Here is a 21,592-nt window from a genome sequence, read left to right as displayed (position 1 = left end):
CTCCACCGAGCGGCCGCGGACCCGGCCGGGCGCGTTCGAGGACGACACCGGCCGCCGGTCGGGCTTCGAGAGCCGAACCGCCACGCGGCCATCCCGGCACGCCCGCCTCGCGGTCGTGCCCACCGCGCGCCGTCGAACCCACCCGGGCCCGACGCGATCCGACCACCCGTCCCACCCACCGCACTTCGCGCCACCGTCCCCCTCGTATGCGTGACCTTTTGGAGGTCAGGGTGTCCGTCCGCATCCCCATCCCCGTTCCCATTCCCCCGCGACGAACAGCACAAAGAGCGGCGCGCCGGCGTGTCGGCATGGCCCTCGCCTCGACCCTCGCCCTGCTCGCCGCGCTCTTCGGCGCGGTACCGGCGACCTCGACGCCCGCCGGCGCGACGCCGCTCGTGCAGGGCAGCGTCGCGCAGTACGGCGTCGCCAAGCAGCAGAACCTGCCCGTCACGATGGCCGACGGCACGGTCCTGCGGGTCGACGTCTACACACCGGCCGCCGCCGGCACCACCACGCCGGCGACCGGGTCGTTCCCGGTGCTGCTGACCCAGACCCCCTACGGCAAGGGGTCCACCGAGGCCGAGTTGTCCTGGTTCGTGCAACGCGGCTACATCGCGGTGGCGGCCGACGTGCGCGGAACCGGCACATCCGCCGGTTCGTGGTCGCCGTGGGCGCCGAAGGAGGCCCAGGACGGCGCCGAACTGGTCGCCTGGGCAGCCGCGTTGCCGCACGCCGACGGCAAGGTCGGCCTCAACGGCGGCTCGTACGCCGGCATCAACCAGATCATGACGGCCGCGTCCGTCGGCCCGAACTCGCCGGTCAAGGCCATCTTCCCGCTGGTTGCGGGCAACGACCTGTACCGCGAACTGGCCACGATGGGCGGCATCCCGGACGCCGAGTTCATGTCCTTCTGGCTGACCTACACCGGCATCGCGCACCTGAGCGCACCGCTGGCCGAGGCACTGCGCCAGGGCTCGACGCAGAACATCCTGGACACCCTGGCCCTGGAGCTGCAGCACCTCGGCGGGGTCGCCTCGGCCAACCTGCCGATCCTGACCGGCCTGCTCGGCGGCGGCGAGCAGGCGTACGACGGCACGTTCTGGCAGCAGCGCCGCCCGGCGGACCTGCTCGCCGGCGTGGTCGCCAACGGCGTGCCCGCGTTCCTGGTCGGCGGCTGGTACGACCTGTTCCAGCGCGGCGCGTTGATGAACTACGCCGGTCTGCAGAACGCGTGGGCAGGCCGCCCGGTCGGCGCGCCGATGATCGCCGGCCAGCCGGTCACCGACCGCTACCAACTCCTGATGGGCCCGTGGTACCACGACCCGCGCCAGGACCCCACCTTGGACCTGCCCGGGCTGCAACTGCGCTGGTACGACAAGTGGTTGAAGGGCATCGACACCGGCATCACCGGCGGAGCCAACCCCAACCCGCTGCACGTGAAGGAACTGGGCAGCAACCGTTGGCTGGACACCCGCACCTACCCGTTCACGGGCGCCGACCCCACCCGCCTCTACCTGGACCAGGGCCGCACCGGCAGCGCCCCGGCGTCCGCCAACGACGGCCTGCTCACCCCGAACGCGCCCACCGGCAACGGCAGCGAGTGGATCAGTTGGACGGCGAACAACAGCCCGTGCACCCGCTCGACCGCGCAATGGCTCGGCGGCTTCCTCAAGGACCCCGCCTGCACCGACAGCAACACCGCCCGCGAGAGCGGCCCGAACTCGCTCGTCTACACGACCGCCCCGATGACCGAGACCAAGGTGCTCGCCGGCCCGATCGGCGCCACCCTGTACGCGCAGTCCAACACCCCGGAGACGCACTGGGTGGTGACCGTCACCGACGTCGCCCCCGACGGCTCCTCGGTCCCGCTCAGCTCCGGCGCCCTGGCCGGCTCGCACCGAGCCCTCGACCCGGCCCGTACGTGGTACGCGCCGGACGGCAGCACGCTGATGCCGTACCACCCGTCCACCCAGACCACCACGACCTCGGTACAGCCGAACCAGGTCACCCGCTACGACATCGAGGTCTTCCCGACCTTCGCCTCGATCGCCCCCGGGCACCGGATCCGGGTCAACGTGACCACGGCCGACACCCCGCACCTGGCCGCGACGCTGACCCAGACACCGGGCCTGCTGGCCGGCATCTGGCAGCTCAAGTCCGGTCCGGCCAATCCGTCCTCGGTCACCATCCCGCTCGCTTCGGCCACGGCGTTCGGCACGCCGTGCACGAGCGTGTGCCCGTGATCGGGTGACGCACGGGTAACCCCCAGGGGCGCCCGGCCGGGGGTCGACACCCTCGGCCGGGCGCCCGCCTGCGTGCCTCGCGGCGCCGCGGCCCGCCGACCCGGGTCCGCGACGGTCGGGGCCACCGCCCGCCGGGCGGCGCCCCCGCCTGTCGCCCGCCGGCCCGGCGCCCGCCACCTGCCGCCCACCGGCCCCCCGTGGGGCTCTGCGATCCTGGCGGCATGCAGGTTGCGCTGCTCGGAGGGGTCCGGGCCCAGGTCGATGACGGCACGCCGATCGAGATCGGTGGGGTGCGGCTGCGCATGCTGCTGGCCCGGCTGGCGTTGGACGCGGGGAACGTGGTGTCGATCGACGCCCTGGTGGACGGGCTGTGGGGTGCGGAGCCGCTCGCGGACGCCGGGAACGCGGTACAGACGTTGGTGTCGCGGTTGCGCAAGGTGCTGCGGCCGGCCGGCGTGTCGGTGGACCTGATCGGCGGCGGCTACCGGCTCGATGTGCGGGCCGAGAACGTGGACGCGCACCGGTTCGAGGAGCTGGCCGCGCGAGGGCGGCGGGAGCTGGCGGCGGACCGGGCGGACGAGGCGGCCGCGGTGCTGGCCGAGGCGCTCGCGTTGTGGCGCGGGCCGGCGCTGGCGGACCTGGTGGAGGCGCCGTTCGCCCGGACCTACGCCGCGCGGTTGGACGGGCTGCGGGTGGATGCCGCCGAGGACCGGTTCGAGGCCGAGCTGCGCTCGGGCCGGCACGCCGAGGTGCTGGCCGATCTGACCGCGGCCTGCGCGGCGCACCCGCTGCGCGAACGCACCGCGGCGATGCGGATGCGCGCGCTGTACGCGGCGGGACGCCAGGCCGACGCGCTGGCGGTGTACGAGGACATCCGGGGCCGACTGGCCGGGGAACTGGGTGTGGACCCCTCGGCCGAGCTGCGGGAGACCCATCTAGCGGTGCTGCGCGGCGAGTTGGCCCCACCGGCAGCGCGCCCCGAACCGGCCGCCGCGCCGCTGCCGGCCCGATTGACCGGCTTCTTCGGCCGGGACGACGAACTGCGGTTGCTCGCCGACCTGATGGCAGGCTCCCGGCTGGTCACGCTGGTCGGCGCCGGCGGTGCGGGTAAGACCAGGTTGTCCGTGTAGGCGGTGACCCGGCATCAGGCCTATCGGCGCGGGCGGGTGTGGTTCGTGCCGCTGGCCGGCGTGGGCACGCCGGACGGAGTGGCCGACGCCGTGCTGGCCGCGCTCGGTTCGTGGGAACTGCGCTCCTCGGACGGGCGACCGCGCCGCGCCGGCACCCCGGTGGACCGGGTCGCCGAACTGCTCGACGTCGGCGAGGCGGTGCTGATCCTGGACAACTGCGAGCATCTGGTGGAGGCGGCGGCGGAGCTGGCGTACCGCCTCCTGGACCGGTTGCCACAGCTCACCATCGTCGCCACCACCCGGGAGCCGCTGGGCATCACCGGTGAGGCGCTGTGTCGGGTCGGCCCGCTGCCGGTGCCGACTCCGGTCGGCGATCCGCGCGCGGATCTCGCCGCGGCGGGCGAGGCGGCGTCGGTGCGGCTGTTCTTGGACCGGGCCGCCGCGGTGCGGCCCGGGTTCACGCTGGACGCCGGCACGATCGAACCGGTGGTGGAGATCTGCCGACGACTGGACGGGATGCCGCTCGCACTGGAATTGGCCGCCGCGCGACTGCGTGCGATGAGCGTCGAGCAGATCGCCCGCCGCCTCGACGACCGCTTCCGGCTGCTCAGCTCCGGCAGTCGCGCCGAGGCACCGCGTCGGCGCACCCTGCTGGCGGTCGTCGAGTGGAGCTGGGACCTGCTGGTCGAGTCGGAACAGCAGCTCGCCCGGCGGTTGTCGGTGTTCCCGGGCGGTGCGACGGTGGCCGCGCTGGAGGCCGTGTGCGCCGACGAAATGTTGCCGGTGGACGACGTGTTCTACGTACTCGGCTCCCTGGTGGAGAAATCCATCGTGGACGCGGTCGGCGACGGCGAACCGCGCTACCGGATGCTGGAGACGGTACGCGCCTACGCGGCGGATCGGTTGGTCCGGGCCGGGGAACGCGACGAGTTCGCCGGCCGCTTCGAGCGGTACTGCCTGGCGTTGGCCTGCGAACACGACCCGCTCCTGCGCACCGCCGCGCAGCTCACCTCGATCGCGCTCCTGGACGCCGAGTACGACAACCTGATGGCCGCGTTGCGGGCGTTCGTCGACGGCGGGGACGCGGCGGACGCGGCCCGGTTCGCCGGTGCGATGTTCTGGTACTGGGGGATGCGCGGGATCGGTGCGCCGTTCGAGACCATCGTGCCCGAGGTGCTGCGCTTCGGCGACGCGTTGCCCGAGCATGCGCGAGCCGCGTTCGCCGCGATGCACGTGCTGGCCGGGATCAACGCCCCACGTCTCGCGGACGGCGAGGAACTGCGCTCGGTGCTGCGGGCGTGCGCCATGGCCGACGTGTACGCGCACTATCCGGCACTGGTGGTGGGACTGCCGCTGGCCGCCTTCCTGTCCGGGAACACCGAGGTGGGTGAGCAGGAGCTGGCCCGGATGTCGGCCGGATCGGATCCGTGGGTCCGGGCGTGCGCGCACTGGATGACCGACTTCGTGTACACCGATCGCGGCGACTGGCAGGGCGGAGCGCCGGCGCGGAACGAAGCGCTGTCCGGGTTCGCGGCGGTGGGCGATCGATGGGGCCTGGGGATGGCGCTGATGGCCATCGGCGCGCACCACTCGATCCGGGGCGAACACCCACCGGCGATCGCCGCGTTCGAGCGGGCGGTGGCACTGGCGAGTGAACTGGGCGCGGTGGACGATCTGTCGCTGTACCGGGGCACGCTGGCTGCCGAGCGCATGCGGGCCGGGGACCTGGCCGGCGCGCGGAGCGAACTGCACGCCGCGGAGCGGCAGGCGTGGGCGCGTGGGCATCGTTATCTGGAGATCGGCGTACTCACCGGGCGTGCCGAACTACACCGTCGAGAAGGGGAGTTCGCTGCGGCCGAGGACATCCTCGACCGGGTGGGAGCACTCGCCGAGAGTCTGTCGTTGCCCGCCGAGATGGTCGGTGACCTGATCGCGCAGGGGCGGTTGGCGACACTGCTCGCAAGCGCCGCCGAGGGCCCCGATGTGCTCTCGCGGGCGCGGGAGTTGCTGCCGGCCACATCGGCGGCGGCGGTGTCCCGCCGTGACCTGGCGGATGTGGCGCCGACGGCGGAGTTGCTGGCCGCGGTGCTGGGGCGCGAGGGCGATCCGGTCGGCGCGGCCGAGGCGCTGGGGCTGAGCGCGGCGCTTCGCGGCATCTTCGACGCGGGTAGCCCGGAGCTGCGGGTGCTGGTGGACCGGCTCGTCACCGAGCTGGGCGAGGCGGGCTACCACGAGGCTTATGCTCGATGCGTCACGTTGTCCCGGGAGGAGGCACTCGGCGCCGTACTGGCCCGACTCGAACCGGCCGGGGTGCCGAACACGCCGTAGTTCGGGGGCAGATGCGTGGTGGCGGCGACAGCCGACCGACCCGGCCCGATCGGATTTTGCATTTGCCGGCCGAATGTCCATCATTGGGTAGCAAATGTGAACGAGAAGACCAGATTTGGCTTGCAGATGTATTTTGTGTTCCGGTCCGTCGGCATGGGCATGATCCGGAGCAGTGGCTGAACGGGTGATCACGCGATCGGAAGGGGAACCGGTGAACGATCGCGGGATCCGGGAGTTCGGGCTGGATCGGGAATTGACCCGGGTGGCGGGCGTCGAGGTCCGTATCGTCGTCGACGGCATCGCGGCCTGGGGCATCGAGTGGGTCGACGGCCCGACGGTGGACCGGATGCGTGGCCGGGTCGCCGCCGTGCGCCGCGAACGACGCCACGTGGCGCCGCCCGACCACCGGCTCGACTACCGTCGTCGGCAGAGCCCGCGCGCGTGGGCGGCGCGCGCGATATCGGCGATGCGCGACCCGAGTTCGGCCCGCGCGGTGGCGGCGGGCGCGGCGATGCGCCGAAACCATCCGGCCGCCCAGGGCCGTCGGGCCGGCGATCTGACGCCCGAGGACCACGCGCTGCTGGATCTGGTGCGTCGGTTGTCCGAGGGCATAGCCAATCCCGAGCGCGCGGACCGGCCGGAGGACGAGCCGCTGATCCGTCGATTGCTCGACGAGGGCAACCACTCCACGGAGGCGATGTGCCGTCTCCTCAACGAGGCACCCGGCGGCCTGGGCTTCGCTTTCGGCATCGGGGTCGCCGACGAGGGCGAGCGGGCGCGGCGGCGGTCGCGTCTGCGGCTGGTCTCGGGGGACTCCGGCCGCTGAATACGGCGGTCCGGATCGACGCGAAGGCGGCCGATCCGGTCGCGGCCGGTGGTTCCGTCGCACGAGCACCCGGCGGATCAACCGCCCGGCGGGTCAGCCTACGGATCAGCCGAACGCCGCGGCGAACCGGTCGCGCAGGTCGCCCAGACGCTCGACCGGTTCATTGGCGAAGACCAACCGCAGATACGAACTGCCCTGCGGTCCCCAGCCGTTCATCGGCGTGGCGGCGACCCGCCCGAGCCGGAAGAGCCGTTCGGCGGCTGTCTCGGGGGTCAGGCCCAGCGCGGTGGTGTCGATCAGCAGCGACCAGCCGCCGTGTGGACGCACGCACGGGTAGTCGGCGAGCCGATCCAGGATCCTCGCGCAGCGCTCGCGCCAGATCGCGGTCGCCGCGGCGACGTCGGCGTCCGCGTCGGGTGCGGACAGCGCGGCGGCGACGGCCGCCTGACCGATGCCCACCGGGCAGACCACGTTGCTCAGGCCCACGAGTTTGACGTCGGCCATGATCTCGGCGGGACCGACCACCCAGCCCACCCGCCAGCCGATCATGCGCAGTTCCTTGGACGCCGCGCCGCACGTGATGGTGCGGTGGGCCAGCCCGGGATGCGCGGCCGGATGGTCGGGGGCCTTGCCGTCGAAGCGGATGCGCTCCATCGCCGCGTCGTAGACGACCCAGCAGTCGTGCTCGGCGACCGCGCGGGCCAGTGCGTCCCAGTGGCTGCCGTCGAGCAGCGCGCCGGTGGGCATCGCCGGGGCCATCACCAGCACGGCGGCGGTGTTCGGGCCGACGGCGGCGGCGAGTTCGTCCGGATCGGTGCTCCAGCCGGCGGGGCCCGGGGTGGCCCGCACGTGGCGCGGGACGCCGCCGGCGAGGCGGATGCGATTGACCAGGCCGGCGTAGATCGGGTCGGCGATCACCACCTCGCGGCCCGGTTCGACGGTGGCGAGCAGGACGTTCAGGACGCCGTTGAGCCCGCCGGCCGCATTGACCACCTCGCCACCGGGGTCGTACCCGCGCCCGGCGAGTCGGCCCACGTGTGCGGCGGCGGCCTCCCGCAAAGCGAGCGAACCGTGGAAGGGCAGGTAGCTGTTCGCGGTGTCGTCGTCGATCGCGGCCCGGGTCGCGGCGAGCGCGACGGCCGGCGGGCGAAGGTCGGTATCGAGGTTCTCCAGGCGCAGCAGGTCCGGATCGTGCGCGGCGTCGGCGGCGTCGCCGACCTTGTCCACGCCGATGCCCGGGATGTGCTGGAGGCGGGAGACGCGCATGGTCGTGATCTCCATCCCTGGGGCGCGGTGCCGAGCGGTGCGGGGTGCTGTCGGCGGTGCCGGGGAACAGCGCATCGCGTGCCGCCCGTACCGGTAAACTGATACGTGGAGCCAGCATAATGAACGCCATGACCATCGCAAGGGATATCGGACACAACATCCGGACGCTCCGCGAAGCGGCGGGCCGCTCCCTGGCCGATCTCGCCACGAGCGCGGGCCTGAGCAAGACCACGCTGCACGGCATCGAACAGGGCGAGGCCAATCCGACGCTGAGCACGCTGTGGGCACTCGCGGGCGCGCTCGACGTCCCGCTGGGCGGCTTGCTCGAAGCCGGCGCGCCGGCGGTCACGGTGGTGCGGGCCGATCAGGGACCGCGGGTGAGCGGCGAGGCGGTGCGGGCCCGGCTGCTGCACCGGGTGCACGTACGCGGCTGGGTGGAGCTGTACGAGCTCGACGTGACCGAGGACGAACAGGTGTCCGAGCCGCACCGCCCCGGCGTCGAGGAGTGCCTGCTGGTCACCGCCGGCCGGATCGAGACGGGCCCGGTCGCCGACCGTCGGGACCTGTCGAGCGGCGACTCGATCCGCTTCGACGCGACCCGACCACACGTCTACCGGGGACTGGACGAGAGCAACCGGGCCGTGTTGCTGATGGTCCATCAATGACCGGAGGGGAACCGGGCCGCGGCGCACGTCGAGCCGCCGGGCGGATTCCCCGTTCGGGTTGCCGGAATCCCACCACTGTGACCGGAGTCTCCATTCTTTGGCCAAGTATCGCCCTGCCAAAGCGAGTTGGACAACGATTGACTCCACTCATGGCAACCACACTCGTACCCGAGAGTCCGGTGCGACCGGACCAGCCCGGTCACTTCAACATCGGCACCATCGAGTTCCCGTTCTGGACCGGTGGCCCCGGGTTCACGCTCGCCAAGATCAGCTACCCGGCGGAGTACGACGGCTGGCTGGCCCCGGCGGACAAATCCGAGGGCCCGTATCCGTCGATCGTCCTGGCGCCCGCGACCTGGACCGGTTCGAACATGTACGACTGGTTCACCGACTACGTGGTGCGGCACGGGTACATCGTCTTTCGCTACTTCCCGGAGAACATCCTCGCGCTCGACCCGCATGTGCACGCCGACACCGTCAGCGACGCCATCGACAAGCTGATCGACATCGACGACGACCGGTTCAACCCGCTGCGCGGCCTGATCAAGCAGGACGCGTTCGCGGCGGTCGGGGTGTCCCTGGGCGGGGCCGGCGCGCTGCTGGCGGCGGCCCGGGACAAGCGCATCCGCGCGGTCCTGGGTTTCGCGCCCGGTCGCAACGTCAAGGAACCCGACCTGTACGCGCGGATCGACGCCGAGGTCTGCAAGGTGGCCACGCCGACGCTGATCGTGTCCGGGCAGAACGACAGGATCTCGCCCGGATCCGGCGTGCACTACCTGGACCTGGTCCCGAAGGGCTACAAGGCGTACGTGGAGATCACCGGCGGCAATCACGTCCAGTTCCTCGACCCCAGCGACGTGGACATCCACCTGCCCGGCCTGCCCCGGGACGGCAAGCCCGGCATCACCTTCGCGGAGCAGCACGCGATCACCAACGTGTACGCGACCGCGTTCCTGCACGCGGCGCTGAAGGGGCACGGTCACTGCGAGGGGCTGGTGTCCGGCGAGGACGCGTTGATGGCGCTGAAGAACGGCCAACTCTCCGACCTGCGTTCGGAGGCCGGCCCGTTGCCCCTGCCGTTCCCGGCGGCGACGACCGGCGTACGCGGCGCGGCGGCCGCGGCAGTGCCCGCGGCGGCGTCCGGGAACCTGATCGAGGCGGCGACCACGGTCGCCTCGGCGGTGCTGCTGCGGGTCAACGGCCTCGTGCGGGACGTGGCTCGGGGCGTTGAGCGGGCGACGGTTGAGGTGGAGAAGCGCATCGTGAGGTAGGGGCGCGCCGTCCCGATAGGTCAGCCGTCCGCGTCGCGGCCGAAGGATTCGGCGGCGGCGCGGGCGAGTTCATCCTCGAACTCCGCCGCGTCCCCGCTGACTCCGACCCCGCCCACCGGGCGACCGTCGATCAGGAGTGGATGGCCGCCGCGCCCGAGATACCAACTCCCCTGTGCGACAAAGCTCTGCGCGAACACGGGCCGATCGCCGAGCAGTTCCTCCATGGCTGCGGTGGGCCGCCCGAACGCCGCCGCCGTGCGGGCCTTGGCCGCGGCGAGATCCGCGCTGAACCGCAGCGCGCCGTCCATGCGTTCGAACGCGACCGGTACGCCCGCGCCGTCCACCACCGCGACGCTCACCGCACGCCCGGCCGCCGACGCCGCGGCCACCACATCGCGCACGATCGCCCGCGCGGCGGAAGCGGCCACATCGTGGTGGGCAACGACCCAATCGACCCGGTCACGGTTCACCATCGCTGCTCCCGCGTCGAAGAAGTCGAGCCGCGCGTCCCGGCCGGACCGCGCGAGGCCGTCCCAAGAGTGCCGGCGCCGTACCGATCGTGGAAGGGCCGACGCCGGGCGGTCGCGATCGTGTCCGGACCGGGAGACTCGCCCATTCGGTGTGGTTCGGCGCGGTGCGCGTTTCCGGCTGTCGGCCCGCGTCGACCCTGAACTCATGGCCGACCGTGAACTTGTGAACCAAGCCGTGCTCGTACCTCCCGGCGCCGACCTTGTCGGTGCGCAGGGCATCCGGATCAGCGAACGTGTGTCCGCCGCGACGGTGGGCGCCGGACGCCTGTGCGGCTTCTTCGCCACCCTGGGACCGGGTGAGCGGACGGCGGTGCATCACCACGAGGACGAGGAGACGATCGTGCTGCTCACCGCGGGGAGCTGCGACGTGTTCTCCGGCGAGGGGTTGACCGGCGGGGTGCGCATGCGGGTGGGCGACGTGGTGTTCATCCCGTCCGGCTGTGTGCACCAGGTGTTGGCCGGGCCGCACGGCTTCACCGTTTTCGAGGTCCGCTCCGGCGCCACGGACCGCACGGTGGTGGTCGGTCCGCCGTGACCGGGGCGGACCCGGGTTTCGAGCGGTGCCGAGCCGACCCCGGGTCTCCGGCGGAGCCGAGCATGACCCGGGCTGGCGGTGGTGCCGAGCACGCTCCCGTCATCGATAACCATCGGCTATCACCGTCGGTCTTGGACGGCGGGCCGGCCCGCGCGGCAAGGTGATCACACGGGAAGCGCCGCCGACTCGCCGAGTCGGCGGCGCGATGCCGAGGGGAACCACACGATGAGCATCCTGGCCGCGCTCGCCGCCGAGGTCACGCCGCTGCGGCTGCCGCTGGGCGCGGACGCGGTGGACGCGGTCGTCGGGCACCTCGACAGCGTGCGGTCCGAGATCGACACGTGGGAGAAGGTCGCACGCGCCACCACGTTCGACTCCTGAGCCGGGTCCTGAGCCGGGTCCTGAGCCGGACCCCGAGCCGGGACCGCCGGGCCGATCCGGGTTGCCGACTCGGGCCGACCCGGGCCGACCCGGGCCGGTCGGGAGGCCCACGGGTCGCGGGCGGGCTCCTGGCGGTCGATACGGTGAGGATCCGGGTCGTACGTCCCGGTCCCGGACCAGGAGGCAGCATGCAAACGCGCGTGGTCGACAACCCGGCGCAGTCCCGCTTCGAGATCCATGCGGGCGGCGAGCCCGCCGAGCTCGCCGGGTTCGCCGAGTACTTCCTCGGCGACGATCTGATCGCGTTCATCCACACCGAGGTCGATCCGCGCTTCGCGGAGCGCGGTTTGGGCGACGTGCTGGTCCGGTCCGCGCTGGACGTCGCCCGCGAGCGCAAGGTCGGCGTGGTGCCCAACTGCGCCTATCTGCGGGCCTGGATGATCGAGCACCCGGAGTACCTCGACCTGGTTCCCGAGTGGCATCGGCCCACGCTGGGCCTGTGACCCGGCCGGGGGTGTCGGGGTCGGGGCCGTCCTGGCAATCTTGGCGTGTGAACGCCGCGGTTCGATCCGGGCCGTCGCCCGACGTCGGGAGGGGTCGATGACGAAATCCTTGCGGGACGAGATCGGACCGGAGCGGTTCGACGAGTTGATCGCCGAAGGGGTCCGGAAGGCGGTCGCGGAGTTGCACGCGGCGGGGCTGCCCGCGGTCGGCGGCGAGAACGGGCGCGTGTACAAGGTGTACGCGGACGGTACCAAGGTGTACGTCGACGAGGAGGAAGAGGGCTCGCGCGAGTACCGGATATTCGCCGACGGAACCAAGGTGTACGTCGACGAAGCTCCGGCGTGATCCGCAGCACGTGCGGCGGGCGGCACGCGGTTCGGGCGGGTGGTGCCGGGGCGATCCGGGCGATGTGTCGGCCGGATACGGTGGGGTGCGCGGGCACGGTCGGCGGTGGGATCGACGTGCGTACGTGTGGACAGGAATGCCCGGGCCGCAAGTCCCGATCGTGACCCAGGAGGCAGCAGCATGGAAACGCGTGTGACGGACAACCCGGCGCAGTCCCGCTACGAGATATTCGTCGGTGTCGAGGCCGCCCCCGGAGCGTCCGTGGCTCCGCCGCTGCGGGCCACCGAACTCGCGGGCTTCGCGGACTACTTCGTCAGCGGCGACGAGGTCGCCTTCACGCACACCGAGATCGACCCGCGGTTCGGCGGCCGGGGTCTGGGCGGTCGGCTCGCGCGCGCGGCGCTGGACGCGGTCCGGGAGCGGGGTCTCGCGGTGCTGCCCTACTGCTCGTTCATCCGGGACTGGATCGCCAAGCACCCGGAGTACGTCGACCTGGTCCCGGAGGACCGCCGCGACGCGTTCGGCCTGTGATCCCGCCGGCGTCGGCTCACGACTCGACGGCCATCCGGATGCCCAGCGCGACCATGACCCCGCCGGATGTCTGTTCCAACCTGCGCCGGACCTTGGCACGGCTCAGCACGGTGCGCATCCGGCCGACGAACCAGACGTACAGGCCGTAGTAGCCGATCTCGTACACCGCCCAGATCGCGGCCAGCGCCACCATCGTGGGCAACTGCGGCGCGCCGTGCGGGACGAACTGGGGGAGGAAGGACATCGCGAAGACGGCGGCCTTGGGGTTGGCCAGGTTCAGGGTCAGCGCGGCACGGTAGGCGCGTCGGCCGCTGCCCGGCTCGCGCTCGGCGCCCGCCTCGGCCCCCGCCCGGGCCCCGGCGTCGGTCGAGCCGGCCGCGGTGAATCCGGTCAGGCCGTCCCGGCGGGCCGCGCGGATGGCCTGGACGCCGAAGCCCACCAGGACGACGGCGCCGACGATGCGCATGATGTCGTAGGCGAGTTGGGAGGCGGCCAGCAGACCGGTCAACCCGAAGGCCGCGGCGAGGCCCCAGACGAAGACCCCGGTCTCGTTGCCGAGCACCGCCAGGAAACCGGCCCTACGGCTCTGCAACGAATGTCGGATGATCAGCACCGAACTCGGCCCGGGACTTGCCGCGATGAGGGTGCAGGCGCCGAGGAACGCCAGAAGAGTGTGCGTCATGCCCGCATCCTGGCCCTCCACCAGTCCTCGATGCCATCGAATTCGGGCGGACGGCCCGGTCCGGTGCCCGCCACCGGCCGCCGAACCGGCACTACCGTGCGGTGACCGGCTCGACCTGCTCGGCCGGCTCGACCGGCAGCCAACCACGCGGGTCGGCCACGACCTGCTCGCCGGAGGCGAGTTCCTTCACCCGATGCGTTTCGCCGCGGTCCGCGCCCGCGCCCGCGTTCGCCTCGGCCCCGGGGAACCACACGTATGCGATGCCCTTGCGCAGCGCGTACCGCAGTTGCTTCTGCAGCTTGTCCGGCTGGTGGTAGACCTCGGTGCGGATTCCGCGAGCGCGCAGCGTCGCGGCGGTCCGCACCGACAGCGCGAACGACTCGGCGTCGAGCACCGCGACCAGCACCTGGGTGGGGCACTTCGGTCCGATCGGCAGCCGGCCCTCGGCGACCAGCTTGGCGAAGATCCGGGTGAGGCCGATGGAGATGCCCACGCCGGGCAGGTCGCGCCGGATGAACGACCCGGCGAGGTTGTCGTAGCGGCCACCCGAGCAGATGCTGCCGTAATCCGGGAATTCGACGAAACCGGCCGGCCTGCGGGCGCTCGCCGCGCCAGACGCGCTGGATCTGATAGCGCTTGAACGGCAAGACCAGGTCGTTGAAATCCTGCGCGGTATAACGCGCGAACGGCACGGTGAGGTCGAAGTGCAGGCCGCGACCGTCGGTCGGCGGGGGTCAGGAGGAGGTGGTGGTTGGCTGGGGAAGGCCTTCGCGTACCACGTCGAGGTATTCGGCGATCGCGTCCCGGTTGCGGATGAGGCAGTTGACGCGTTCGGTCATGCGGTCGCGTTCGTGCTCCAGGGTGGCGATCATCTCCGGTGTCGCGTCCGGGAAATGGATGATGCGAGGCTTGTCGAGGCAGGGCAGGATCTGTTTGATGATCCGGGTCGGCAGACCGGCGTCGAGCAGGCCCCTGATCTGCAGCACCCGGTCGACGAAGAACTCGTCGTAGTCCCGATAGCCGTTGGGCGAGCGGTTCGCGACGATCAGGCCCTGCTCCTCGTAGTAGCGCAGTAGTCGGCGGGGGGTGCCGGTGCGCTCGGACAACTCTCCGATACGCATGTGATCCACCTCACGTCTCGTCGCTTGACCTTCACATCAATGTGAGGGTTCGAGCATACGCGGCATGACAAGTCAAAGTACGGCACCAGGCCCCTCCCACACGGAAACCGACGACCGCAAGTTGCCGATGGCGGCGCTGTTGGCACTGGCCACGGCGGTCTTCGTGACCAGCCTGACCGAGACCCTGCCGGCGGGCGTCCTGCCCGCGATGAGTTCCGACCTGGGGGTCGGCGAGTCCGCGATGGGACAGTCGGTGACGATCTACGCGGTCGGCACCGCGCTTACCGCGATCCCGCTCTCCAGGGCGACCGCCGGGTGGCGCCGCAAGCGGTTGCTGCTCGCCGCGATGGCCGGCTTCGCGGCGGCCAACACGGTCACCGCCGTCTCCGGCAACTACCCGCTGACCATGGTGGCCCGCTTCGTCGCCGGCGTGGCGGCGGGCGTGGCCTGGGCGTTGCTGGCCGGGTACGCCCGCCGGATGGCACCCGCGCATCTTCAGGGCAAGGCGATCGCGATCGTAATGGCGGGTATTCCGATCGCGCTGTCGCTGGGGGTGCCGGCGGGGACGTTCCTCGGCGACGAGTTCGGCTGGCGGGTCACCTTCTCGTTGATGACCGTGCTCGCCCTGATCCTGATCGGCTGGATCGTCGCGACCGTCCCCGAACACCCCGGACAACGACCGGAGGAACGAACGCCCCTGCTGCGCACACTGGCCATCCCCGGCGTGGCCCCGGTCCTGTTCGTCACCCTGGTCTTCGTCCTGGCGCACACCATCCTCTACACCTATATCGCCTCCTACCTGGACCGGCTCGACATGGGCGGCTCCACCGACGTGGTGCTGCTCGCCTTCGGCGGCGCGTCGCTGGTGAGCATCTGGCTGGTGGGCGTGTTGATCCACCAACGACTGCGGGCGCTCACCATCGCGGCCACGTTGTCGTTCGGCGCGGCGGCGGCCGTGCTGGCGGTGTTCTCGGACAGCCATGTCCTGGTCTACGGCGCGGTCGTGCTGTGGGGGCTCGGCTGGGGCGGCGTGCCCACTCTCCTGCAGACCGCCGTCGGCGACGCGGGCGGCGCCGACGCGGACGCCGCGCAGGCGATGCTGGTCACGCTGTGGAACGCGGCGATGGCCGGTGGCGGCGTGGCCGGAGCGATCCTGCTGGACCTGGTCGGCACCGGCTCCTTCCCCTGGAGCGTGCTGGTCCTGCTGGTACCCGTACTCGTGGTGGTCCTCACCGCCCGCTCGCACGGGTTCCCGGCCCGGCGCCCGAGCGCGGCTTCCTGACCACCCGAGGCGAGACGCGGCGACGCGGGGCGACGCGGGCCCCGGGGCGATGCGGGGCGCGCCCGGTGGCGACTCGAGGCGTGGTAGGGCGAGGTGGTGGGCGAGGTGGATCGGTGGCGCGGCGCGATTGCCGGCGATGCGGCCGGCCGCGGTCCGTCTAGGGTTCCGTCATGAGCACGCACGCATACCTTTCCGAACTGTTCTCGCTGGAGGGTCGGGTCGCCGTGGTGACCGGTGGGAGTTCCGGCATCGGCCGAGCGATCACCCGGGCGCTGGCGCGGGCCGGGGCGAGCGTGGTGATCATTGCCCGACGCAAGGTGGAACTCGCGGCCACCGTCGACGAGTTGACCGCCCTGGGTGGCAAGGCGGCCTGGGTGAGCGCCGATCTGGGCAGCAGGGACGCCGTGCGCACGGCGGCCGACACGGCGGCCGAGGTGTACGGCGAGCCCGACATCCTGGTCAACTCCGCCGGGATCAACCTGCGTCCGCCGATGAACGAACTCGGCGACGACGTGTGGGCCGCCACGATGGCGGTGAACCTGGAGGCGCCCTACCTGCTGGGGCAGCGGTTCGGGCCCGGCATGGCCGAGCGCGGCTACGGGCGCATCATTCACGTCTCCTCGCAGCAGGCGCATCGCGCGTTCGTCCAGAGCGGCGCCTACGGCGTATCCAAGGGCGGCCTGGAGTCGCTGGCCCGATCCCAGGCGGAGGCTTGGTCGCAGTACGGGGTCACCAGCAACACGCTCGTGCCCGGGTTCGTGATGACCCCGCTCAACGCGAGGCTGGCCTCCGACCCGGAGAAGTCGGCCGCGCTGGCCGCGCGCACGATGGTCGGACGCAATGGCCTGGCCGAGGACTTCGAGGCTGCGGCGCTGTTCCTGGCGAGCCCGGGATCGGGCTACGTGACCGGCCAGTCGATCTTCGTGGACGGTGGGCTCTCGGTCCACTGACACGCGGAGTAGCCGGGCCGGCCGGTGCACCGCCGGCCCGGCTACGACGACCGGGCGCCTCCCCGACACCCCGACACCCCGGAAATGGTGTGGACGACCGGTCGGTTGTCGCCGATGATCCCGGGATGACAGATCCTCTCGATACCTCCGCCGCGCGCCCGTCGTCCGCCCCCTCGGAGCGGCAGGTTCGCTGGGTCTACCTGGTCGGTCGACCCCTCGGCGCGCTGGTGGCGGGCGACCTGGCCGAGGCCCGCCGGCAAACCGGCCTGGACCTCCCCGAGTTCTTCGTGTCCGACCGGGCGCGCGGCCTCTGGCGTCGCCGCTTCGACCAGGTGACGGCCGAACCCGAGAGCGCTCCGTGGCTCGCCCGGGCGGCGGTGTCCGAGCCGGACGGCGCGGTGGTCGGCTATGCCGGTTTCCACGGGCCACCGGACGAGTCGGGCATGGTGGAGATCGGCTACACCGTGGTGCCCGAGGCGCGCCGCCGAGGATATGCCCGCGCGATGCTCGCGTCGCTGCTGGAGCGCGCGGCGCACGAACCCGACGTGTCCACCGTCCGGGTCACCATCTCACCGGACAACGCCGCGTCGCTCGCGACCATCCAGGGCTTCGGATTCGTCGAGACGGGCGAACAGATGGACGAGGAGGACGGCCTGGAGATCATCTTCGAGGTACCGGCCGACCACATCCTGGGATCCTGACCGCCGTGGGGCCGTGACGGCTGCGAGGCCGCGACCTTCCGTCAGTTCGGCCGGGGCCCGGATCGGTCGGTTGAGATGAGGGCGCGATGGAGGCGCTCGATGCCCTCGACCAGTCGCTCGGGGCCCTCGGCGCAGGCGTAGCCGACCCGCAGGTGTGGCGCGGGCGGCTCGGCGGTGAAGTACGCGTGCCCGGGGGCCACCGCGACACCGGCTCGCAGCGCGGCCGAGGTGAGCTCCCGTACGTCCCGGCCGTCTGGCAGCCGCAGCCAGAAGTGGTGGCCGCCGTACGGCAGTCGCTCCGGCAGCAACTCGGGCGACAGCCGGGCCGGCGCGCCGGCCACCACCTGCCGCCGATCGCCCAGCGCGGCGCGGCGCGGCGCCCAGCGTGCGCAGGTGGCGCGGCCAGGCGTGCGCTTCCCGGCGACCGTGGGGCGCTGGACGGATTCGGCCCGTGGACGGTCACCGGTCTGCGCGGTCTGCTCGCGGCCGGGTTCGCCGGGGCCGCCCTGCTGGTCGTGCGGGCACCGCTGCCCACTCGGGTGGACCGGTTCGCTTTCGCCGTGGTCGCGGTCGGGTGCGTGCTCGGCTTCCCGCTGCCCACCACGCCCGCGTCGCAGACCTCGTCGACGGCGCACTCGGCGGCGTGATCGGCCTGCTGCCGCTTGCCACCACGGTCTGCTCGGTGCTGCGCACCGGCGAGCGGTCGAGCCGGACGTTCTGGGCGGCGGTCGCGGGCGCGGTCGTGGTGTTTGCGTTCGCCGTGCGGCAGAGCAGCGGCGGCATCGGGCTCGCGGATGTGTACCTGTTCGGCGCGCTGGTGTTGTGTGCGGCCGGCTACGCGGAAGGCGGCCGACTGGCCCGGCAGAATGCCCGGATGGCAGGTGATCGTGTGGGGCGTGGTGGCGGCGGCGCCGGTCACCGCGCTGATCTCGGTGTCGGGGTTGGCCATCGAGCCGGTACACCTCGATACCCGCGGGGTGAGCGGGCTGCTGTATCTCGCGGCGGTATCGCAGTTCCTCGGCTTCGTCGTGTGGTGCCGGGGCATGGCGGCGATCGGCGTGCCGGCCGCGAGTCGGCTGCAACTCGCCCAGCTGTTGCCGACGTTGGGCTGGGCGGTGCTGATCCCGGGCGAATCGTTGACGCCCGCGATGCCGATGGCCGCGCTCGGCGTGCTCGCCTGCATCCTGCTGACCCAGCGGACCAGGACCGCGCGCCCTTGACCCATCGCGGCCCGAACGCGAGCCGGTTCCGGGCGGGTTCGGCGGAACCGGTCGGGGCGACGGTGCGTCACATCCGCGTTGCGCCGTTCGGCGCGCGGGTGTGAGGGGCGACGTGAGGTGGGGCGCGTGTTCGGAGCGGAAGCAGGACGGGGCGGCGGGCCCGCGTCGGTGGCCTCGGCTCTTGCGGGGGTGTTGCTGGTGGCCGGGTGCGGTGCCGGCGATGGTGGCGGCGAACCGCGTGTGATGAGCGACCCCGCGTCCCTGCTGTACGCGCCCACCGCACCGGGCGCCCAGGAGGCGGGCGCCCGGGCCAGGACGGCCCAGGCGGCGAATCGATGGATCCGGGAGCGGCGGATGGACGCACCGCGCCCCTTCACGGTGACCGGCGGCTACCGGGACCAGGTCGGGGACCGGGAACCGGACCGGGGTGGCCTCGAGCCATCCCCGGTCGGCGGATGCATCGCCGTGGCACCGGAGTTGCTCCCCGCCCGGTCCCGCGACGCGGAAATCCGCTGGGCGGACGGGACGGTCGTGCACCGCACGTTGCTGCCGCCGGAACGGGCGTACGGGGAAAGGAGCATGCCGGGCCGACGCGACGGCGGGTGCGACCGCGGGAGCACGGCGGTGCCGACCGTGACCTCGGTCACGGCGGTGACGCTGGAGGTGGACACCACGTGGGGCCGGGCGACCGTGCCCGGATGGGAACTGGCCTTCGCGGATACGACGGTTCGCGCCGTGCGGATCGCGGTGGCGACGGATCCGTCGCCGCGCCGGGCCGGGGTCTCGGGTCCGGCGCCCGACCTGGTCACCGTCTCGGCCGACGGGCGCGAACTGACCCTGCGGTTCGCCGGCGCGCCCGACGTGCCGGGCCGGTGCGGCGCGGACTACCGGGTGGAGAGCACCCAACGTCCCGACGTGGTCGCGGTGGAGGTCGTCGCACGGGCGCGAGCGGCCACGCCCGGTGCGAAGGACGCGGCCTGCCCCCTGAACGAGGTTGCCCGCACGGTGACGACGACCCTGGCCGCGCCACTCGGCGACCGCCCGGTGATCGACACCACGGCGACGGCGATCCGACGCTGAACGGCTCGAATCCGGCCACGCGCGAGCCGGCCCGAAGCTCGGCGCACCGAAAGCCTCCGAGGCAAGGCTTCCTCAGGCGGCAGTCCCCGTGCCGAGGCCCCGTCCGGCGCCGCCCCCGGCGCCCTGATCTCCCCGCACGAGGGCTTCCGTGCCCGGAGCCCTCGTGCGGGGGCTGACACCGACGCTTTGCCGGCGGCTCGCGGGGCCGCTCGGCCCGGTCCGCCCCGGCTTCCCGGTCCCTCGGGCGACCCAGCCCCGGGGATGCCGGTTGGTACCCGGTCGCAGGGGTGTCGCGCGATCCTCTCGGCCGGGTCAGGCCACCGGGCGGATGCGGTCGACGCCGGCTCGGCGCAGTGCCGTCGCCAGGTTGTTCCGGGCCTCGGTCTGGGCCGCGATGCGGGCGTCCAGTACGGCCAGTCGGTCCAGCGCGATCCGCACGGCGGCGGCGGACGGCGGGCGGGCGACGACGTCCAGGCCGGCGTCCAGGCAGGGCAGGAAGGCGCGTACGTCGTCCAGGGTGAGACCGACGCCGAGCAGGTCACGGATCGAGCGGACCCGGGCCACGTCGCGCTCGTCGTAGACCCGATAGCCGTTCGCCGACCGGGCCGACTCGATCAGTCCCGCCTGCTCGTAGTGGCGCAACGCACGCGGCGTCGCGCCGGTCGCCTTCGCCAGTTCACCGATCCGCATCCGGACACCTCCGCTGCAACCACACCTATCACGAGCGCGCGCCGCGCATCCCACCCGGCACGGTGCGGGGAGTGAGCGCCCACCCGCCGCCCCCGCCTCGAACCGCCGCCGACTAGGAGATCACCGCACCCCCGTCGACGGGCAGGATCACGCCCGTGACGAAGGACGCGCCCGGTGCGGTCAGAGCCGTGACGGCCCAGGCGACCTCCTCGGGGTCGCCGATCCGGCCCAGCGGGGTGTGGGCGAGTTGCCAGGCGCGGATCGCGGCGCGTCGTTCGGGGCTCCAGCCCTGGTGGTCGGCGATCGGCGTGGTGATCGCGCCGGGTGCGACCGCGACGACCCGCACGCCGCGCGGAGCCAGCTCGACCGCCCAACTGCGGGTGAGCAGTTCGAGGGCGGACTTGCTCGCCGCGTACAACGAATTCCCCGGCCACGCGCGCTGCCCGACCGAGGTGGTGATGTTGACGATCATCCCGCCGGAGCTCTCCAGCACCGGCAGTGCGGCCTGGGTCAGCAGCACCGGCGCGACCAGATTGGTGGCGAGCAGCGGGTCGATCATCTCGCGCGTGTACGTGCCCAGATTGCCGGTGCCCACGATGCCCGCGTTGTTGACGAGCACATCGAGCCGCCCGTGGGTCTCGGCGACGGTACGCACGATCCGCTCCGGCTCGCCCTCGGCGGTGATGTCGGCGGCCAGCGGCGTGATGCGCTCGTACCCGTCCGCGGTCTCGCCGAGCGGCTCGGCCCGGCGCCCCACCGCGATCACCCAGGCGCCCTCGGCGGCGAAGGCTCGTGCGGTGGCCCGTCCGATCCCGGTGCCGGCACCGGTGACCAGGACGACGCGGGCGGGGCGGGAGTCGTTGTCGTTCGAGTTCATGCCGTGATGCTCCAACCCTGCCGCCAACGACAGGGTCAAGCAGCCGAGCCCGGGCCACGCCGTTCGGTCTCGCGACCAGCGCGAACCGCCGCGATCACCGCGGACGCCGCGACCGGACTCGACCTCGAGGTCGGCTCCTCGGTGACGGCACTGCTCGAGTCGACCGAGGTCTCGCCCGCCACCGTCCGACCCACGGCAGGACGCCCGCCGCCGGTGCACGGCGGCGGTACCGTTGCCGAACTCGGCGGTGCCGACCGCGAGCTCGAAGCGCGCTCCCCCGTCGCCGATTTCCCCGGTGCGTCCCGCCCACGACGTTGCCTTGCGGCCGGGGGATCCGGGCCTGTGCGGCGTCCGGCGCCCTGCCGGAGAGCCCGCGGATGTTCCTCGACCACAACGGCTCCCGGACCCGCACCGCACGTGACCCGCACGTACAC

The 21,592-nt window shown here is 72.6% G+C and carries 24 protein-coding genes; 17 read left to right on the top strand and 7 right to left on the bottom strand.

Annotated features, from left to right (window positions below; all coding sequences use genetic code 11):
* The first annotated feature begins 308 nt into the window (after positions 1 to 308).
* The 4 genes from ACIBSV_RS00905 (at position 309) to ACIBSV_RS00890 (ending at position 6,527) form a co-directional block, all read left to right on the top strand.
* Positions 309 to 2,243 (top strand): CocE/NonD family hydrolase, encoded by a 1,935-nt coding sequence (locus tag ACIBSV_RS00905; RefSeq protein WP_395858744.1) that lies wholly within the window; start codon positions 309 to 311, stop codon positions 2,241 to 2,243.
* Between the two features lie 221 nt (positions 2,244 to 2,464).
* Positions 2,465 to 3,373 carry a BTAD domain-containing putative transcriptional regulator gene (locus ACIBSV_RS00900; protein ID WP_395858743.1) on the top strand — a complete coding sequence of 303 codons (909 nt, stop codon included), beginning with the start codon at positions 2,465 to 2,467 and terminating at the stop codon, positions 3,371 to 3,373.
* 3 nt (positions 3,374 to 3,376) lie between these two features.
* Positions 3,377 to 5,701 carry an ATP-binding protein gene (locus tag ACIBSV_RS00895; protein ID WP_395858742.1) on the top strand — a complete coding sequence of 775 codons (2,325 nt, stop codon included), beginning with the start codon at positions 3,377 to 3,379 and terminating at the stop codon, positions 5,699 to 5,701.
* Between the two features lie 211 nt (positions 5,702 to 5,912).
* Positions 5,913 to 6,527, top strand: coding sequence for a hypothetical protein (locus tag ACIBSV_RS00890; RefSeq protein WP_395858741.1), 615 nt, complete (start codon positions 5,913 to 5,915; stop codon positions 6,525 to 6,527).
* Between the two features lie 105 nt (positions 6,528 to 6,632).
* On the opposite strand, the gene ACIBSV_RS00885 is transcribed toward ACIBSV_RS00890, so the two are convergent.
* Entirely contained in the window at positions 6,633 to 7,793 is a 1,161-nt protein-coding gene (locus ACIBSV_RS00885; protein ID WP_395858740.1) for a pyridoxal phosphate-dependent aminotransferase, read from the bottom strand.
* 128 nt (positions 7,794 to 7,921) lie between these two features.
* Between ACIBSV_RS00885 and ACIBSV_RS00880 the strand changes: the two genes are divergently transcribed.
* Both ACIBSV_RS00880 and ACIBSV_RS00875 read left to right on the top strand, forming a co-directional pair.
* The gene (locus ACIBSV_RS00880) at positions 7,922 to 8,458 is read left to right on the top strand and encodes a helix-turn-helix domain-containing protein (protein ID WP_395858739.1); all 537 of its coding nucleotides are present in this window, start codon (positions 7,922 to 7,924) and stop codon (positions 8,456 to 8,458) included.
* Positions 8,459 to 8,607: 149 nt separating this feature from the next.
* A complete protein-coding gene (locus tag ACIBSV_RS00875; protein WP_395858738.1) occupies positions 8,608 to 9,729 on the top strand; it encodes a dienelactone hydrolase family protein in 1,122 nt (373 codons plus the stop codon).
* A 20-nt stretch (positions 9,730 to 9,749) separates the two neighbouring features.
* Here the strand turns inward: ACIBSV_RS00875 and ACIBSV_RS00870 are convergent, their stop codons facing one another.
* Entirely contained in the window at positions 9,750 to 10,202 is a 453-nt protein-coding gene (locus tag ACIBSV_RS00870; RefSeq protein ID WP_395858737.1) for a heme-binding protein, read from the bottom strand.
* Between the two features lie 202 nt (positions 10,203 to 10,404).
* On the opposite strand from ACIBSV_RS00870, the gene ACIBSV_RS00865 reads away from it, so the two are divergent.
* The 5 genes from ACIBSV_RS00865 to ACIBSV_RS00845 all read left to right on the top strand — a co-directional run bounded on the left by ACIBSV_RS00865 (position 10,405) and on the right by ACIBSV_RS00845 (position 12,555).
* Positions 10,405 to 10,794 carry a cupin domain-containing protein gene (locus ACIBSV_RS00865; RefSeq protein WP_331770816.1) on the top strand — a complete coding sequence of 130 codons (390 nt, stop codon included), beginning with the start codon at positions 10,405 to 10,407 and terminating at the stop codon, positions 10,792 to 10,794.
* Between the two features lie 225 nt (positions 10,795 to 11,019).
* Positions 11,020 to 11,175 carry a hypothetical protein gene (locus tag ACIBSV_RS00860; protein ID WP_395858736.1) on the top strand — a complete coding sequence of 52 codons (156 nt, stop codon included), beginning with the start codon at positions 11,020 to 11,022 and terminating at the stop codon, positions 11,173 to 11,175.
* Between the two features lie 188 nt (positions 11,176 to 11,363).
* Positions 11,364 to 11,678, top strand: coding sequence for a GNAT family N-acetyltransferase (locus tag ACIBSV_RS00855; protein ID WP_395858735.1), 315 nt, complete (start codon positions 11,364 to 11,366; stop codon positions 11,676 to 11,678).
* A 97-nt stretch (positions 11,679 to 11,775) separates the two neighbouring features.
* Positions 11,776 to 12,024 carry a hypothetical protein gene (locus tag ACIBSV_RS00850; protein WP_395858734.1) on the top strand — a complete coding sequence of 83 codons (249 nt, stop codon included), beginning with the start codon at positions 11,776 to 11,778 and terminating at the stop codon, positions 12,022 to 12,024.
* A 180-nt stretch (positions 12,025 to 12,204) separates the two neighbouring features.
* Positions 12,205 to 12,555, top strand: a complete 351-nt coding sequence (locus ACIBSV_RS00845) for a GNAT family N-acetyltransferase (RefSeq protein WP_395858733.1) — start codon at positions 12,205 to 12,207, stop codon at positions 12,553 to 12,555.
* Between the two features lie 16 nt (positions 12,556 to 12,571).
* Here the strand turns inward: ACIBSV_RS00845 and ACIBSV_RS00840 are convergent, their stop codons facing one another.
* From ACIBSV_RS00840 to ACIBSV_RS00830, 3 genes are all read right to left on the bottom strand, one after another.
* A complete protein-coding gene (locus ACIBSV_RS00840) occupies positions 12,572 to 13,237 on the bottom strand; it encodes a LysE family translocator (protein WP_395858732.1) in 666 nt (221 codons plus the stop codon).
* A gap of 91 nt (positions 13,238 to 13,328) precedes the next feature.
* Complete coding sequence (locus ACIBSV_RS00835; protein ID WP_395858731.1) at positions 13,329 to 13,730, bottom strand: His/Gly/Thr/Pro-type tRNA ligase C-terminal domain-containing protein; 402 nt, start codon at positions 13,728 to 13,730, stop codon at positions 13,329 to 13,331.
* A gap of 241 nt (positions 13,731 to 13,971) precedes the next feature.
* Positions 13,972 to 14,358 (bottom strand): MerR family transcriptional regulator, encoded by a 387-nt coding sequence (locus tag ACIBSV_RS00830; protein ID WP_331770809.1) that lies wholly within the window; start codon positions 14,356 to 14,358, stop codon positions 13,972 to 13,974.
* Between the two features lie 64 nt (positions 14,359 to 14,422).
* Here ACIBSV_RS00830 and ACIBSV_RS00825 point away from each other — a divergent pair, with 64 nt between their 5' ends.
* The 6 genes from ACIBSV_RS00825 to ACIBSV_RS00800 all read left to right on the top strand — a co-directional run bounded on the left by ACIBSV_RS00825 (position 14,423) and on the right by ACIBSV_RS00800 (position 19,591).
* Positions 14,423 to 15,640: an MFS transporter gene (locus ACIBSV_RS00825; protein ID WP_395858730.1), complete on the top strand. Its 1,218-nt coding sequence runs from the start codon at positions 14,423 to 14,425 to the stop codon at positions 15,638 to 15,640.
* 170 nt (positions 15,641 to 15,810) lie between these two features.
* On the top strand, positions 15,811 to 16,590 hold the full coding sequence (locus ACIBSV_RS00820; RefSeq protein WP_395858729.1) for an SDR family NAD(P)-dependent oxidoreductase: 780 nt from the start codon (positions 15,811 to 15,813) through the stop codon (positions 16,588 to 16,590).
* Between the two features lie 125 nt (positions 16,591 to 16,715).
* The gene (locus ACIBSV_RS00815; RefSeq protein ID WP_395858728.1) at positions 16,716 to 17,291 is read left to right on the top strand and encodes a GNAT family N-acetyltransferase; all 576 of its coding nucleotides are present in this window, start codon (positions 16,716 to 16,718) and stop codon (positions 17,289 to 17,291) included.
* Between the two features lie 86 nt (positions 17,292 to 17,377).
* Positions 17,378 to 17,938: a hypothetical protein gene (locus ACIBSV_RS00810; protein WP_395858727.1), complete on the top strand. Its 561-nt coding sequence runs from the start codon at positions 17,378 to 17,380 to the stop codon at positions 17,936 to 17,938.
* Between the two features lie 219 nt (positions 17,939 to 18,157).
* Positions 18,158 to 18,511, top strand: a complete 354-nt coding sequence (locus ACIBSV_RS00805) for a hypothetical protein (RefSeq protein ID WP_395858726.1) — start codon at positions 18,158 to 18,160, stop codon at positions 18,509 to 18,511.
* 243 nt (positions 18,512 to 18,754) lie between these two features.
* Positions 18,755 to 19,591 (top strand): hypothetical protein, encoded by an 837-nt coding sequence (locus tag ACIBSV_RS00800; RefSeq protein WP_395858724.1) that lies wholly within the window; start codon positions 18,755 to 18,757, stop codon positions 19,589 to 19,591.
* 312 nt (positions 19,592 to 19,903) lie between these two features.
* Here ACIBSV_RS00800 and ACIBSV_RS00795 read toward each other — a convergent pair whose 3' ends face one another.
* Together ACIBSV_RS00795 and ACIBSV_RS00790 are read right to left on the bottom strand one after the other, a co-directional pair.
* Positions 19,904 to 20,281, bottom strand: coding sequence for a MerR family transcriptional regulator (locus ACIBSV_RS00795; protein ID WP_395858723.1), 378 nt, complete (start codon positions 20,279 to 20,281; stop codon positions 19,904 to 19,906).
* 112 nt (positions 20,282 to 20,393) lie between these two features.
* Positions 20,394 to 21,158 carry an SDR family NAD(P)-dependent oxidoreductase gene (locus ACIBSV_RS00790; protein WP_395858722.1) on the bottom strand — a complete coding sequence of 255 codons (765 nt, stop codon included), beginning with the start codon at positions 21,156 to 21,158 and terminating at the stop codon, positions 20,394 to 20,396.
* Positions 21,159 to 21,592 lie beyond the last annotated feature (434 nt).

The organism is Embleya sp. NPDC050154 (assembly GCF_044460165.1).
In the GTDB taxonomy this organism is placed as follows: Bacteria; Actinomycetota; Actinomycetes; order Streptomycetales; family Streptomycetaceae; genus Embleya.
This window is presented reverse-complemented; position numbering and strand designations above follow the sequence as displayed.